Raw genomic sequence first — 13,861 nt, forward strand, 5'->3', positions numbered from 1 at the left:
CGAACCGGATTCGTGACCGACGAGAGACTCCTGTGGCGACTCGACGCAATCGTCGGCCTTCTGGTCCTGTTGCTCGCGTTCGTCGCCTTCGACTTGGGGTGGCCGTACCTCTTCCCCGGACTGCTCGTAGCCGCGCTGTTCGTCGCGTTCCTCGGCAGTCGTCGCGTCAGCGAGTGACTACAACTCCTCTACCGACCGGAGCTTCTGCTCGACGCTCGGCGGCGCGGCGCTCGGCCCGTCGCGCACTCGGTGGTCCGGAATCAGCAGGGGCGCGGGGTTCTCGTCGAGTGCGGTCCGGACGACGTTGAGGTCGTCCTCGTCGGTGTGGTCGATGCCGCTGGTCATCCGGGCGAGCGTCTCGACGTTTATCTGCTCGCCGTAGGGAATCTCGCGGACGCGTTCCAACACGTCGCGCTGGCCGGTCGGAACCGTCAGCGCGACGGTCACGTCGGTGAAGTCGTCCTCGACGCCGCCGAGGTAGTCGAAGATTCGGTCGAGAAGGTCGTGGTCCGGGACCGCGTCCTCGTCGGCGTTCTCGGGAAACGAGACGCTGAGGACTCGCCCGCTCGCGATTCCCAACTGGACGTACCGACCGAGGTACGGTGATTCGCGCGCGTAGATTCCGGCAACCTCGTCCATGCCCTCGGCTTGGGGTGGTTCGAACTTGAATATTCCGCGGCCGTCGGAGCCGCTGCGCAAGCCTTATGTACAATTCCGTCCGTTAATGCACAATGATGAACGAAAGCGAGGAACTCGCGCCCGCCGTGCGGTCCATCCTGCGGGCGGCCGAGGACCGTGGCGACTCCCGCCCAGACGACGAGGGCGGCACGCTGTCGGTCGATGCTCGGTCGCTCCCCGACGCGCTCGCCGCGGCCGAGGCCGACGGTCGGGCGCCCGTCATCGCGGAGGTCAAGCCCACGAGTCCGACCACCGAGGGAACCCGGGAGGCTGACCCCGTCGAACTGGCCGAGCGGATGGTCGAGGGCGGCGCGGCCGCCCTCTCGGTCCTGACCGAACCCGACCACTTCGGCGGGTCGCCCGAGAATCTGCGACGAATTCGGGAGGCGGTGGACGTGCCGGTCCTCCGGAAGGACTTCGTGCTGGATGAATCCCAGATGGACGCGGTGGAAGCCGACGTGCTCCTCCTCATCGTGCGGTTCGTCGATGACCTCGACGGACTTCTCGCGGCCGCGAGGGAACGCGGCTTTCAGGTGCTGGTGGAGGTCCACGACAGCGCGGAGTTGGAGACGGCGCTCGACGCCGGAGCCGAGATAATCGGCGTGAACAACCGCGACTTGGCGAAGTTGGAGGTGGACCTCGGAACGTTCGAGACGGTGGCCCCCGAAGTCCCGGACGACGTGACGCTCATCGCGGAGAGCGGCGTTTCGACGCCCGAAGACGTTCGGCGGATGCGCGAGGCGGGCGCGGACGGCCTGCTCGTGGGGAGCGCGATAATGGACGGAATTCCGGAGTCAGGCGACTCCGGAAGTCGAGGGAAAGATTCCCTCGGAAACGTGACCGAGAACACGCGTAGATTGACATCGACGCGAGACGGAGACTGACACATGAGTACACGAAACGGAGACCGACGCACATGAGTAGCGAATCCAAATTCGGCGATTACGGCGGCCAGTACGTTCCGGAGGCGCTGATGCCCGCCATCGAGGAACTGACCGACGCTTACGAACGATACGTCCTCGACAACGAGGACGGCTTCATGGACGAATTTCGGCGACGGCTGGCGGATTTCGGCGGTCGCCCCACGCCGCTTCAGCGCGCTGACCGCCTCAGCGAACGGTACGACCGCGAGGTCTACCTCAAACGCGAGGACCTCGTCCACGGCGGCGCGCACAAACTCAACAACGCGCTCGGGCAGGTCCTGCTCGCGAAGTACATGGGCAAGGACCGAATCATCGCCGAGACCGGCGCGGGCCAGCACGGCACCGCGACCGCGATGGCGGCGGCCCACCTCGACATCGACTGCGAGATTTACATGGGCCGGACCGACATCAATCGCCAGCGCCCCAACGTCTTTCGGATGCGAATCCACGACGCGGCGGTCAATCCGGTGACTGCAGGGTCCGGAACCCTCAAAGAGGCCATCAACGAGACGATGCGCGACTGGGCGACCAACGTCGAGGACACCCACTACGTCATCGGGTCGGTGGTCGGTCCCCACCCGTTCCCGAAGATGGTCCGGGATTTTCAGTCGGTCATCTCCGAGGAGGCCCGCGAGCAGATTCGAGAGAAGGCGGGACGACTCCCCGACAGCGTGGTGGCGTGCGCGGGCGGCGGGTCGAACACGATGGGCGCGTTCCACGAGTTCGTCCCCGACAGCGACGTGGACCTCGTCGCGGTCGAAGCGGGCGGGTCGGGCCTGACAATCGACGAGGACCGCGGCCTCGCGCCCCACTCGGCCTCGCTGTCCTCGGGCGACGAGGGCGTCCTCCACGGCGCGCGGACCAAACTCCTCCAGAACCCCGACGGCCAGATTCTCGAATCCCACAGCGTGAGCGCGGGGTTGGACTACTCGGGCGTGGGTCCCGAACTCGCGTACCTCGCAGACGAGGGGCGGGTCACGCCGGTCAACGTCGGCGACGACGCCGCGCTCGAAGCGTTCCACCGCCTCTCGAAACTGGAAGGAATCATCCCCGCGCTCGAATCGAGCCACGCGCTCGGCTATCTGGAGGAGGCCGGACGAGGCGATGCGGACGACGACCTCGGCGAGGTCGTCGTCGTCAACGTCTCCGGGCGGGGGGACAAGGACCTCGACACGGTCATCGAGGAGAGCGAGAAGCGCGACATCGACGCCGCGCCGACGATGGAGGTGTTCCGATGAGCGACGACGAATCGGGGCTCGGAGCGACCGAAGAGTCGCTCCGGTGTTTGGAAATGCCGAGTGAAATCGAGCAGGCGTTCGCCGACGGTCCCGCACTGGTCTCCTACGTCGCGGCGGGCGACCCCGACACCGAATCCACGAAGGAGTACGTCCGGGCGCTCGTCCGCGGCGGGTCAGACATCGTGGAACTCGGTCTGCCCTTCTCCGAACCCATCGCGGAGGGGCCGACGATTCAGGCGGCGATTCGACGCGCGCTCGACGCGGGAATGACTCCGCAAGCGTATCTCGACCTCGTCGCGGAGTTGGACGTGGACGCGCCGCTGGTCTGCATGACGTACTTCAATCTCATCTATCAGTACGGTTCCGAGCGAGGTGTGGAGCCGTTCGTCGCGGCCGCCGCGGACGCCGGTCTCTCGGGTCTCATCGTCCCCGACCTCCCGGTGGACGAGAGCGACCCGCTGAAGGACGCCTGCGAGGCTCACGGTCTCGACCTGATTTTCATGGTCGCGCCGACCACGACCGACGACCGACTCGACCGGATGCTGACGCGCGCGTCGGGGTTCGTCTACGTGCAGGGCCGCCTCGGCACCACGGGCGCGCGCTCTGACGTGAGCAGCGAGACCCACGTCAGTCTCGGCCGACTCGCCGAGACCGGCCTCCCGAAGGCGGTCGGATTCGGCATCAGCGAACGCGAACACGCCCGCGAAATCGTCGCTGGCGGTGCGGACGGCGTCATCGTCGGGAGCGCGTTCGTGGACATCATTGCCGAGGGCGAGGACGTGGCCGACCGACTCGAAGCCAAGGCCCGCGAACTCAAGGACGGCGCGATGGAAGGCGGAGAGAAAGTACCGGAACCAGAACGAACTTAACCGGGCATTGCCAGAGTTTCACACAATATGACTGCGGGAATCGACGCACGACTCGACCGAATCGGCACAGACGGAAACTACGTGATGGTCCCGATGGACCACGGCATCACCCTCGGGGCGGTAGACGGCCTCGTAGACATCGAATCGACCATCGACGCGGTGACGCGCGGCGGCGCGGACTCGGTCCTCACCCAGAAGGGCATCGCGCCGCGGGTCCACCCGAACAAGAACGGGAAGGGGTACGTGGTCCACCTCAACGCCTCGACGACTATCGGCCCGGACAGCAACGACAAGCGCCTCACCGGTACCGTCAAGGAAGCGGTCCGGGCGGGCGCTGACGCCGTCTCGTTCCACATCAACGTCGGGAGCAAGTTCGAGCGCAAGCAGTTGGAACACCTCTCCCAGATTACGGACGACGCGGACGACTTCGGGATGCCCGTGTTGGCGATGGCGTACGCTCGCGGACCGGGCGTGGACGAACACGACGCCGAGAGCCTCGGCCACGCGGTCCGACTCGCCGAGGAGGTCGGCGCGGACCTCGTGAAGACCGCCTACAGCGGGGACGCAGAAAGCTTCGAGCGCGTCACCGAATCGACTGCCAAGCCGGTCATCATCGCGGGCGGCGACCCCGAGGGCGACCGCGCGACCCTCGAAAACGTCCGGGGCGCGATGGACGCCGGGGCCTCCGGCGTCTCGATGGGCCGGACCATCTTCCAGCACGACGACCCCGGCGCGATGTCGCGGGCGGTCGCCGCGGTGGTCCACGACGGGAAATCGGCCGAGGAGGCGCTGGTCGAGTCGGGACTCGCGGTCGAGGCCTGAAACGGGACGAACCGGACTGATTCGAAGCGACACGGGCCGACTCGAAACAGCACCGAGCGCGCAAGCGGCCGTCCGGGCGCGGGCCGACGGCCCGCGACCGGACGGGGTTTCTCACACCGGACGGGGGTTCTTACTTCCGAACTTCGAGCGAGCTTCCGAGGTACTTCTTCGTGACCTCCGAGACGCTGGTGGCGTTGAACGTCCCGAGGTTCGCCCGAATCTCGTCCTCGAGCGCGTCGAGATACTCCGCGTCGGTTTCGAGCGCGCGGTATTCGACCGACACCACGGGCACGCCGAGCGCCTCCTCGGTCAACCGCCGGAAGTGGTCGTCGTCGTTGATTTCGCCGCGCCAGAGGTTGTCCCGGAAGAACAGCCACCCCTCCTCGCCCGGGGGGTCGGCCGACCGGTACAGACGCGTCTCGAACTCCGAGGGTTCGACCGTCACGTCGCCGACGTTCGGTTCGAGTCGGAACCGAACCGCGAAGACGTACCGGGCGTCCATCACCGCACGTCGTTCACCAGTTCGGCCATGTGAACGTCGTCGTCGGTGATGCCGCCCGCCTCGTGGCTCGTGAATCTGATTTCGACCTCCTCGTAGCCGATTCGAATCTCGGGATGGTGGAACTCCTCTTCGGAGATTTCGGCGACTTCGGCCGCGAACGCAACGCCCCTGAGGTAGTCGTCGAACTCGAACGTCCGGACGATTTCGTCGCCCTCGCGCTCCCAGCCGTCGGGGGTCCGATTTCGAATCTCGTCGTCTGAAAGCAGGTCTGCCATGTCTCGACGTTCGGCGTTCTGGTAAATAAAGCTCGGTGGCGATGTCCCGGGTGCGGGAAACGGTCGTCGTCAGTCGTCGTCGCCGACCACGCGCTCCCGAACGCCGTCGGGAATTCGCTCGGCCGCTTCCTCGGGGAGTTCGTCGCCGAACTCGGACGGCCCTTCGCCGTCGCCGAACTCGGGGTCGAAAAGCTGGAGCGCGGTGTTGATTGTCGTCCAGTCGTCCTCGCCAGCGGCGTCCCGCAGACTCTTGGTCGGCGGGGCGAGCAGTTGGGAGACGAGCGCGTCGGCCATCGCCGAGACGACCTCGCGCTGGTCGTCGTTCAGGCCGCCGTGAGCATCGAGTTTCGAGAGCGCCTCGGAGAGTTCACGCTCCTTGACGCGCTCTGCGCTCTCGTACATCGTGGCGATGACCTCGTCGGCGCGCTTTCGCTTGTAGCCGTCGAGGAGGCGGTCGAACTCCCGGTCTATCATGGCTTCGACCGAGTCGGCCGCGAGGCGCCGCCTGCGCTCGGTTTCGTCAGTGAGCGTCTTCAGCGCCGCCATGTCGTAGACGGTGACGCCGTCGAGCGCGCGCGCGGCGGGCGACACGTCGCGCGGTTGGGCGATGTCCACGACTAGCGTCCGTCCGCGGTCGGCGAGGCTGTCGGCGTCGAGGACGTGGCCCTCGCTTCCGGTCGCGGTGACCACCACGTCCGCGCCCGCGAGCGCGGTGGCGAGACCGTCGAGCGAGAGCGCGCGCGCGTCGTCGTGGTCCACGTCGCGAGTCACCTCGGTCGCGCTCTCCGGCGAGCGGTTCGCGACGTACAGCGTCTCGACGTCGGCGTTCGCGAGCGCGTGGGCCGCGATGGTTCCCATCTCGCCCGCGCCGACGACGAGCGCGGTGGCGGCGTCGAGGTCACGGTGGTCGTCGAGGAGTTCGACCGCGGCGCTGCCGACCGACACCGCGCCGTCGTTGATGGCGGTCTCGGTCCGGGCGCGTTCGCCGACGTGGATGGCTTTCGTCACCGCGTCGTCGAGTATCGAACCGAGCGCGCCCGCCTTTCGGGCGGTCTCGTAGGCGCTTCGCATCTGGCCGAGAATCTGGTCCTCACCGAGGACGAGCGATTCGAGACCCGCGGCGACCCGCATGAGGTGGCGCAGGCTCTCCTCGTGGCCGGTCTCGACAACCACGTGGTCGCCCACGTCGGGCGCGAAGTCGGCGAGGACGGCCCGGCCGGTCGCCGGGTCGTCGGTGACGACGTACGCTTCGAATCGGTTGCACGTTTGGAGCGCGAACGCCTCGCGGACGCCCGGCGTCCCGAGCAGTCGCTCGACGACCGACTCGGTGTCGGCGTGGCAGGCGGCCTCGACCGCGTCGAGGCCCGCGTGGTCGTGGCTGACTCGAACGCCCGAGACGACGCCCGTGCCTGCCGTCACGGTCGTCGCCCCCCGAAGCGTCTGCCAGCGGTTCCGAACATCTTGTGGTCACCCTGCGGGCGGTGCCCGCCGTTCTTACCCGGAGCTATGAATGGACGATACGTAAAGCCTTCCAAATGCGGTACGTCTTGTGACCTTCGAATTCGGCTACGACCCCTCGACGCCCGTGACCTCGAAGCCGAGGTCGCGCACGCCGTCGAGGACGGCCTCGTGGTCGGCGCTGGCTTCGTAGTAGAACACGATGTCGAACGTGCCCTCGCGCAGGAGCTGTTGGCACTCCCAGACGAACTCCTCGCCGTCGAGCGTGAGGCCCTGATGCTGATTCGAGGAGAAGTCGGTGTCGTCGGTGCCCGAGTAGACGTAGGTGTCTTTGGGGTCGTGACCCGCGGACTCGGCGATTAGCTCGCCGACATCGACGGTCGCCTGATGCATCTCGATGTCGTCGTCGCTCCCGAGGTCGGTGTGAACGATGGCACCGTTGAGTTCGATGTCACCGGGTTCGAGCAGTTGCTTCGTCCGCCGGTAGAGGTCCTCGTCGAGTACGTCTCCCATGTTCGAGGCAAGCCGACCTGCGGTTAAACGCCCTGCGGTTCGACTCACGCCGTCGGCTATCCGGTAGCGTCGAAAGAAAATCGGGAACGAACGGTAACGTCCGTCTTAAAGCCGCGTGAGGTTCTTCGCCCGCGGCCCTTTGTCTGCCTGTTCAATGTCAAACTCGACTTCCTGACCTTCTTCAAGGTCGGGGCCGCCGACGTCTTCCATGTGGAAGAAAACGTCCTCGTCTGCGTCCTCAGTGTCGATGAAACCGTAGCCGCCTGTGTCGTTGAAGAAATCAACCGTACCTTTCGCCATTGCATCTGTCTCAAGTCGCTCCAAGCTTAAAAAGGTATGCAACGATGCCGACTATCGTGCGAACCGTTCGCATAAATTCCCGGCGGTGCGGGTCATAAAACTGATGCCTCTCGGGCGTGTCGTTTCGGTAAGCGATGCTACGTTGGGCACAGCGGCGGGTTCGGGTCGCCTACGAACGACTCCTCAAGCGAGAAATTTCGGGGGCACCGACGCACGTCGCGGTCATTCAGGACGGCAACCGCCGGTACGCCGACCGACAGGGAGGCGACGCCCACGACGGCCACCGCGCGGGCGCACAGACGACCGAACGCGTCCTCGACTGGTGTAAGGACATCGGCGTCGAGGAACTCACGCTCTATACGTTCTCGACCGAGAACTTCGACCGGCCCGAAGACGAGCGCGAAGCCCTGTTCGACCTGCTCGAAGAGAAACTCTACGACTTCGCCGACGCCGACCGAGTTCACGAGGGGAACGTCTGCATCCGAATCATCGGCGACGAGACGATGCTCCCCGGCCGAGTCCGCGAGGCGGTCCGGTACGCCGAGCGCCGGACCGCAGACTACGACCGATTCACGCTCAACGTCGCGCTGGCCTACGGCGGGCGGAACGAACTCCTCGGGGCGGCCCGCGACGTGGCGCGCGCGGTCGAGTCGGGCGACCTCGACCCCGCGGACATCGGCGTCGGCGAAATCGACGCCCGGCTCTACGACAGTCCGCTCCGGGACGTGGACCTCATCATCCGAACCGGGGGAGACGAACGAACCTCGAACTTCCTGCCGTGGCACGCCAACGGCAACGAGGCCGCGGTGTTCTTCTGCACGCCGTACTGGCCGGAGTTCTCGAAGGTGGACTTCCTCCGGGCGGTCCGGACCTACGAGTCGCGCGCCGAGTCGTGGCGGCGGACGAAGGTCGAGCGCGCGGCCGCGCTCGTGCGGGCGCTCGGGGGCGTGGAACTAGACGAAGCGCGCGGCGTCATCGAGAAGTTCAAGGACACGCTTCCGGAGGGGACGAGCGTCGAGGAGTTTGAGGTCGAAGGCGACGGCAAGACGGCGGACTGACGCTCACGCTTGGACGGCGTCCGGTGTGGGTAATGGTGGGCAAGATTCATTTATTAGTGGGTGATAGTGGGTACCAAGATGAAAGTCGATGCCCGCGACCTGCGAACCAACGACACCGACGACCGAGGGAGAATCTACCTCGGGACGGAGTACGCGAACAAGCGCGTGACCGTTGCGGTCGTTGAGGTCGAATCCGACCGCCCCGACGAGGACGAACTCGCCGCCGCGTACCGAGAGGCGTCCGAGAGCGCGGACCGTCTCGAAGCGGAATGGGATGAGGCGTCGGACGAGGCGTGGGACTCACTGGACGAATGAGCGAGCGAACGGACGTTCGGCGCGGCGACGTGGTCGTGGTCCGACTCGACCCCGCCGAGGGTCACGAGATGAAGAAAACCCGACCGGCGGTGGTCGTCCAGAACGACGTTGGGAACAGAAACGCCAGCACGACCATCGTCGCACCCGCGACGAGAACGCATCGCGGCTACCCCTTCGAAGTGCTCGTGGAAGCGTCGGAGTCGCCGTTCGAGGAGGACTCGTCGGTCCGCCTCGACCAAGTACGCGTGGTCTCCATCGAGGAGCGGATTCATTCGGTCGTCGGGAGTCTCGATGGGGAAGTCGTAGACGAGATAGACGACGCGTTGAAACTGAGCCTCGGACTCGACTGAGCTTCGAGGCCCGCGAACGACCGCACTTACCGCCCGAACCGCCGCTGGCGATTCTTGTAGTCCAACAGCGCCCGGAGGTAGTCGCGTTTGCGGAAGTCCCGCCAGTTCACGTCGGTGAAGTAGAGTTCGGAGTACACCGACTGCCAAATCATGAAATCCGAGAGTCGCTCCGCGCCGGTCTTGATGACCAAGTCCGGGTTCTCGGGAAAGACGAGGTGCTTCTCGACGTCGGTCTCGTCCACCTGGTCGGGCGAGAGGTCGCCCGCCCGTACGTCCTCTGCGATTTTCTGGACCGCGCCCGCGAACTCGTGCTTGCCGCCGAGACCGATGGACACCTGAATCGGTGCGTCGGCACGCTGTCGGTCGTCGGGTGCGCGGACCGCGAGCGCGCGCGGGGCGCTCACGCGTTCGAGTTCGCGTTCGAGCGTCGGGACCGCGCCCTCGTCGAGGACGCTGACGTACACCGTCACGCGCTCGGCGTCGTACTCGAACGCCCACTCGAAGAACGCTTCGAGCGTTCGGTACGCGCCCTGTTCGAGCAGGTCGCGCTCGGTGATGACGACCGCGACGTGGTCGGGCAGGGTGGCGGCGTGGCGGCGCAGGCGGGCGGCAAGATACCGGTCGTACAGTCCCACGGCCGACAGTTCGCGGGCGACCGCCCTAAACGTCACGGAGTCGAACCTCGAATCCAGCCGCCCCGCGACCGCGAGTGACCCGACGCGTCGGGTCACTCGCGGTCGGCCAGCCAGTCGGCGAACTTCGCCAGGGCTCGCCCGCGATGGGAGATGGCGTTCTTGCGTTCGGTGGTCATCTCCGCGAACGTCTCGCCCTCGTGTTCGAAGATGGGGTCGTAGCCGAACCCGCCGTCGCCCCGCGGTGCGACCATTCGACCGGGGACCGCGCCCGCGAACGTCTCGGCGACTTCGCCGTCGTAGTACGCGACGACGCACCGGAAGCGCGCCCGGCGATTCGCGTCTCGCGGTTCGTCACCGCTCGACTGCTCCGAGGCGTTCGCCTCGCTACCCTCCATCTCTGCGAGTTTCCAGACGCGCTCGACGCCCACCGTGTCCTCGACGTACGAGGAGTACGGGCCGGGAAAGCCGCCGAGGGCGTCGATGAACAACCCCGCGTCGTCCACGAGAACGGGGTCCTCGCCGCCGGTCTCGGCGAAGGCCTCCTTCGCCCCGGCGACCGCGATGTCCGCGAGGTCGTCGCTCTGAATCTCGGTGTAGTCGTAGTTCACCCGTTCGACCTCCTCGGTGAGGTACTCGCGGGCCTCTCGGACTTTCCCCTCGTTGCTCGTCACGAAGCGTATCGTCACCTGTGGGTCACCTGTTGGTGAGTCGTGAGTCCGGGTCGGGAAATAGGCCGCGGTTTTTCGGGAGCGTGGGGTACCGGAGCGTGGGACCGCCACCCAAATAGCAGAAATATTTATTCCTCCCGAACACTTAGGAGCGTGTCCCAATGGTCGCCCGCGAATACGATTTCTGGCTTCTCGACTTGGACGGCACGCTCATCGACATCGACTGGTCGTACCCCCGGTCGGTGTTCGACCGGGTCGGCGACCGACTCGGCCGGGAGTTCACCGACCGCGAGGCCGAACTCCTGTGGCACGGTCTCGGCGGGAGCAGGGACGCCCAGCTTCGGGCGTGGGGCATCGACCCCACCGACTTCTGGGCCGCGTTCCACGATGTCGAGGACCCACAGAGGCGCGCGGAGAACACCTACCTCTACGACGACGCCGCGTTCGTGGCCGACCTCGACTGCCCGGTCGGTCTCGTGACTCACTGCCAGTCGTTTCTGGCCGAACCCGTGCTGGCCGAACTCGACATCCGCGATTGGTTCGACACCGTGGTGTGTTGTGACGCCGACCTCGGGTGGAAGCCCGACCCAGCGCCGGTCGAGCACGCGATGGCGAACCTCGATGTCGCGGGCAACGGCCACGAGGGCATCTTCGCGGGCGACGGCGCGAACGACGTGGGCGCGGCGTGGAACGCCGGACTCGACGCGATTCACGTCGAGCGCCACGGCCACGACCGCCGCCAGCAGTGCGTCCTCGGCGACTACCGAGTCGAGACGTTCGACGAACTGCTGGCGGCGACCGACGCCGACTGAGACCGGTCGCGGGACGTCTAGTGCGCCACCGGGATTGAGCGGTCTGACGACTCCCGACCGCCGAGAATCGCCATCAGGGTTAATTTGATTGCCGCGGTACTGTTTTACATGGGGGAACTCGAAACCGAAGCCGAGAAATCGCGGGGCGAAATCGCAACGTATCTTCGAGGAATGGCCGACCAACTCGACGCTGGCGGGGAGGTGACCCTCGAACTCGGCGAGGAGGCGGTGGCACTCGACCCGACCGAGCCGATAACGTTCAAACTGGAGGGCGAGTCGGACTGGTCGGAGGGCGAGTCGGAAGCCAAACAGAGCATCGAATTCGAACTGGTGTGGTGGCGCGAGGTCGAAGGGGCCGAGGACGGAACGCTGAACGTCTCCGACGCGCGATAGGCGGGGCGTCGGAAGCGCGACGACCGCCACCACTCCCGGTTTTTCGAGACTACCGAGAGTTCTGAGATAACCGTGATTACCGGCTGAACCCCGAAAACTCCGAGAGAACCGGCTCCAATTTCTCGTCGAGCGCGGCTTCGAGGTCCCGAACCCCAGCCTTCTCCACGCGTTCGGGGTTCGCCAGCACGCGGACGCGCTCGGTGCCGAGCGAGACGAATCCCAAACCGAGCTTTTCGGCGGTCGCGCGCAGGCCGAGTCCGGCGTCGGCCTGCCCGGCGAGCACTTTTCTGGCCGGACTCTCGTGGGCTTTTGCCGCCAACTCGAAGCCAGCGATGGCGTCGGTGAGTTCGTGGCGAGTCGTCCCGCGCTCGTCGGCGAGGTCGGCGACGGCGTTCGCGAGGCTGGTCCGGAGGCCCGAGTCGCTCCCGCGATTGACGAACCGCAGGTCGCGCTCCACGAGGTCAGTGAGGCCTCCGACTTCCGCGGGGTTTCCGGCGGGCACGACCAGCCCCCACTCGCGCTCGTAGGAGCCGAGTTCGAGCGCGTCGATGTCGGGATTCGCGTCACCGGTCGCAACCGCGAAATCCGGAACCCCGTTTCGAAGCCTGCGCAGGCCCTCGCGCGACCCGACCGAGAGGTATCGCGGCCGGTCGAGCGAGTCGAGAAGTTGGGCGAGCGCGGGGTCGTCCTCGCCGACGCCGAGGACCGAGGGCGGGCGCACGTCGGGCGAGAACAGTTCGACTTCGACCGTCTCGCCCGCCGCGACGTAGGCGGTGTCGGCGTGGACCTCGACCACGCCGTCGGCCTCTACGAGGCTGGTGGTCGCGCCGCTCCCCTTGTCCACGGTGTAGGCCAGTCGCTCGCCGTCCGCGTCTTCGAGAAGCCCCACCGGAAGCATCCGAGTCCGGCCTTCGCTGTAGCGCTCCTCGGCGGCCATCCGGGCCTCGACGGTCGCCGTTTCGGGGTCGGGGAGACCCGCCGCGTTCCGAATCGCGGGCGCGACGAACGTCCGGAAGATGGTGAGCGCCGAGACGGGGTAGCCCGGCAGGCCGACGTACGCCGACCCGCCCAGCGTGCCGACGAGCATCGGCTTGCCGGGCTTGACCGACACGCCGTGGAGCAGGAGTTCGCCGCGCTCCTCGATGACCTGATAAATCACGTCCACCGCGCTCGCGCTGGTCGAACCCGACGAGAGCACGAGGTCACAGTCGTCGGCCGCCTCGCGCAGAATCCGCTCCATCTCGCCATAGTCGTCGCCCGCGTGGGGGTAGAGTTCCGGGTCGCCGCCCGCCTCCTCCACCCCGGCGGCGATGGCGTAGCTGTTCACGTCGTAAATCTGGCCCGCGCCGCTGTCGAGGTCGTCGCCCGGCCGGACGAGTTCGTCGCCGGTCGAGACGATGCCGACCACCGGCTTCCCGCGAACGGGAACCGATTCGACGCCGAGCGCAGAGAGGAGTCCGATTTCGCGCGGCGTGAGCCGTGTTCCGGGACCCAGCGTGCGCTCGCCCGCGGCCACGTCAGCGCCCGCGAGCATCACGTGGTCGCCCGGCGCGACCGCGGTTCGGACGAGGACGGAATCACCCTTCTCCTCAGTTCGCTCGACCATCACCACGGCGTCCGCGCCCGCGGGCATCACCGCGCCGGTCGAGATTTCGGCGGCCTCGCTCTCGCCGACTTCCACGCTCGGTTCCTCGCCCGCGTGGACCGTCCCCACCAAGTCGAGGCTCGCGGGGTCGGCCTCGTCCGCGCCGAAGGTGTCCCGGCCTCGGACGGCATAGCCGTCCATGCTCGCGCGGTCGAACCCCGGCACGTCGAGGGCGGCGTCGATTCGCTCGGCGAGGGTGCGGCCTCGGGCGTCGGCGAGCGGGACCTCTTCGGGTTCGGGCGTGAGGTTCAGGGAGGCTATCGCTTCGCGGGCCTCCTCGGGGCTGGACAGGTCTCGGAACTCCTTTCTATCGCTCATTGGGTATCAACTCTTGGTTCGGGTTTGTGAGTCGTTGCAGACGCATTTTCAGACGAGAACGGGTGGAAAGAGAGCGCCCAGAAAGCCCC

Annotated in this window: 19 protein-coding genes; 10 read left to right on the forward strand and 9 right to left on the reverse strand. The window is 66.7% G+C overall.

Annotation, left to right across the window (positions count from 1 at the left end; translation table 11 throughout):
- Positions 1 to 12 precede the first annotated feature (12 nt).
- On the forward strand, positions 13 to 177 hold the full coding sequence (locus EKH81_RS07965) for a hypothetical protein (protein ID WP_162224581.1): 165 nt from the start codon (positions 13 to 15) through the stop codon (positions 175 to 177).
- Here the strand turns inward: EKH81_RS07965 and EKH81_RS07970 are convergent, their stop codons facing one another.
- Positions 178 to 639 carry an MGMT family protein gene (locus EKH81_RS07970; RefSeq protein WP_132059649.1) on the reverse strand — a complete coding sequence of 154 codons (462 nt, stop codon included), beginning with the start codon at positions 637 to 639 and terminating at the stop codon, positions 178 to 180.
- Positions 640 to 734: 95 nt separating this feature from the next.
- On the opposite strand from EKH81_RS07970, the gene trpC reads away from it, so the two are divergent.
- From trpC to EKH81_RS07990, 4 genes are read left to right on the forward strand one after another with little or no spacing between them, the layout of a single operon-like run.
- A complete protein-coding gene (gene trpC, locus EKH81_RS07975; RefSeq protein WP_132059845.1) occupies positions 735 to 1,562 on the forward strand; it encodes an indole-3-glycerol phosphate synthase in 828 nt (275 codons plus the stop codon).
- A 32-nt stretch (positions 1,563 to 1,594) separates the two neighbouring features.
- Positions 1,595 to 2,839 (forward strand): tryptophan synthase subunit beta, encoded by a 1,245-nt coding sequence (gene trpB / locus EKH81_RS07980; RefSeq protein WP_132059647.1) that lies wholly within the window; start codon positions 1,595 to 1,597, stop codon positions 2,837 to 2,839.
- Positions 2,840 to 2,892: 53 nt separating this feature from the next.
- Complete coding sequence (trpA, locus tag EKH81_RS07985) at positions 2,893 to 3,708, forward strand: tryptophan synthase subunit alpha (protein ID WP_132059843.1); 816 nt, start codon at positions 2,893 to 2,895, stop codon at positions 3,706 to 3,708.
- Positions 3,709 to 3,735: 27 nt separating this feature from the next.
- Positions 3,736 to 4,530 carry a 2-amino-3,7-dideoxy-D-threo-hept-6-ulosonate synthase gene (locus EKH81_RS07990; protein WP_132059645.1) on the forward strand — a complete coding sequence of 265 codons (795 nt, stop codon included), beginning with the start codon at positions 3,736 to 3,738 and terminating at the stop codon, positions 4,528 to 4,530.
- A 130-nt stretch (positions 4,531 to 4,660) separates the two neighbouring features.
- Here EKH81_RS07990 and lwrS read toward each other — a convergent pair whose 3' ends face one another.
- From lwrS to EKH81_RS08015, 5 genes are all read right to left on the reverse strand, one after another.
- Entirely contained in the window at positions 4,661 to 5,032 is a 372-nt protein-coding gene (gene lwrS / locus EKH81_RS07995) for an LWR-salt protein (protein ID WP_132059643.1), read from the reverse strand.
- Entirely contained in the window at positions 5,032 to 5,307 is a 276-nt protein-coding gene (locus tag EKH81_RS08000; protein WP_132059641.1) for a 4a-hydroxytetrahydrobiopterin dehydratase, read from the reverse strand. The genes lwrS and EKH81_RS08000 overlap by 1 nt, the downstream gene beginning before the upstream one ends.
- 69 nt (positions 5,308 to 5,376) lie before the next feature.
- Entirely contained in the window at positions 5,377 to 6,726 is a 1,350-nt protein-coding gene (gene hemA / locus EKH81_RS08005; protein ID WP_132059639.1) for a glutamyl-tRNA reductase, read from the reverse strand.
- Between the two features lie 147 nt (positions 6,727 to 6,873).
- The gene (locus EKH81_RS08010; RefSeq protein ID WP_132059637.1) at positions 6,874 to 7,278 is read right to left on the reverse strand and encodes a DUF5778 family protein; all 405 of its coding nucleotides are present in this window, start codon (positions 7,276 to 7,278) and stop codon (positions 6,874 to 6,876) included.
- 105 nt (positions 7,279 to 7,383) lie between these two features.
- Positions 7,384 to 7,578: a cold-shock protein gene (locus EKH81_RS08015; protein ID WP_132059634.1), complete on the reverse strand. Its 195-nt coding sequence runs from the start codon at positions 7,576 to 7,578 to the stop codon at positions 7,384 to 7,386.
- Between the two features lie 134 nt (positions 7,579 to 7,712).
- On the opposite strand from EKH81_RS08015, the gene uppS reads away from it, so the two are divergent.
- The 3 genes from uppS (at position 7,713) to EKH81_RS08030 (ending at position 9,301) form a co-directional block, all read left to right on the forward strand.
- Positions 7,713 to 8,636: a polyprenyl diphosphate synthase gene (gene uppS, locus EKH81_RS08020; protein ID WP_132059633.1), complete on the forward strand. Its 924-nt coding sequence runs from the start codon at positions 7,713 to 7,715 to the stop codon at positions 8,634 to 8,636.
- 78 nt (positions 8,637 to 8,714) lie between these two features.
- Complete coding sequence (locus EKH81_RS08025; protein WP_132059631.1) at positions 8,715 to 8,951, forward strand: hypothetical protein; 237 nt, start codon at positions 8,715 to 8,717, stop codon at positions 8,949 to 8,951.
- Positions 8,948 to 9,301: a type II toxin-antitoxin system PemK/MazF family toxin gene (locus EKH81_RS08030; RefSeq protein WP_132059629.1), complete on the forward strand. Its 354-nt coding sequence runs from the start codon at positions 8,948 to 8,950 to the stop codon at positions 9,299 to 9,301. The genes EKH81_RS08025 and EKH81_RS08030 overlap by 4 nt, the downstream gene beginning before the upstream one ends.
- A gap of 26 nt (positions 9,302 to 9,327) precedes the next feature.
- Here EKH81_RS08030 and EKH81_RS08035 read toward each other — a convergent pair whose 3' ends face one another.
- Both EKH81_RS08035 and rdgB read right to left on the reverse strand, forming a co-directional pair.
- A complete protein-coding gene (locus tag EKH81_RS08035; RefSeq protein ID WP_132059841.1) occupies positions 9,328 to 9,936 on the reverse strand; it encodes an undecaprenyl diphosphate synthase family protein in 609 nt (202 codons plus the stop codon).
- Positions 9,937 to 10,028: 92 nt separating this feature from the next.
- Positions 10,029 to 10,622 (reverse strand): RdgB/HAM1 family non-canonical purine NTP pyrophosphatase, encoded by a 594-nt coding sequence (rdgB, locus tag EKH81_RS08040; RefSeq protein WP_132059627.1) that lies wholly within the window; start codon positions 10,620 to 10,622, stop codon positions 10,029 to 10,031.
- A gap of 143 nt (positions 10,623 to 10,765) precedes the next feature.
- Here rdgB and EKH81_RS08045 point away from each other — a divergent pair, with 143 nt between their 5' ends.
- A complete protein-coding gene (locus tag EKH81_RS08045; RefSeq protein WP_132059625.1) occupies positions 10,766 to 11,416 on the forward strand; it encodes an HAD family hydrolase in 651 nt (216 codons plus the stop codon).
- Positions 11,417 to 11,524: 108 nt separating this feature from the next.
- On the forward strand, positions 11,525 to 11,809 hold the full coding sequence (locus EKH81_RS08050; RefSeq protein ID WP_132059623.1) for an amphi-Trp domain-containing protein: 285 nt from the start codon (positions 11,525 to 11,527) through the stop codon (positions 11,807 to 11,809).
- 76 nt (positions 11,810 to 11,885) lie between these two features.
- Here EKH81_RS08050 and EKH81_RS08055 read toward each other — a convergent pair whose 3' ends face one another.
- Complete coding sequence (locus EKH81_RS08055; RefSeq protein WP_132059621.1) at positions 11,886 to 13,772, reverse strand: molybdopterin biosynthesis protein; 1,887 nt, start codon at positions 13,770 to 13,772, stop codon at positions 11,886 to 11,888.
- Positions 13,773 to 13,861: the final 89 nt, after the last annotated feature.

This window comes from Halorussus amylolyticus (assembly GCF_004143485.2).
Lineage (GTDB): Archaea > Halobacteriota > Halobacteria > Halobacteriales > Haladaptataceae > Halorussus > Halorussus amylolyticus.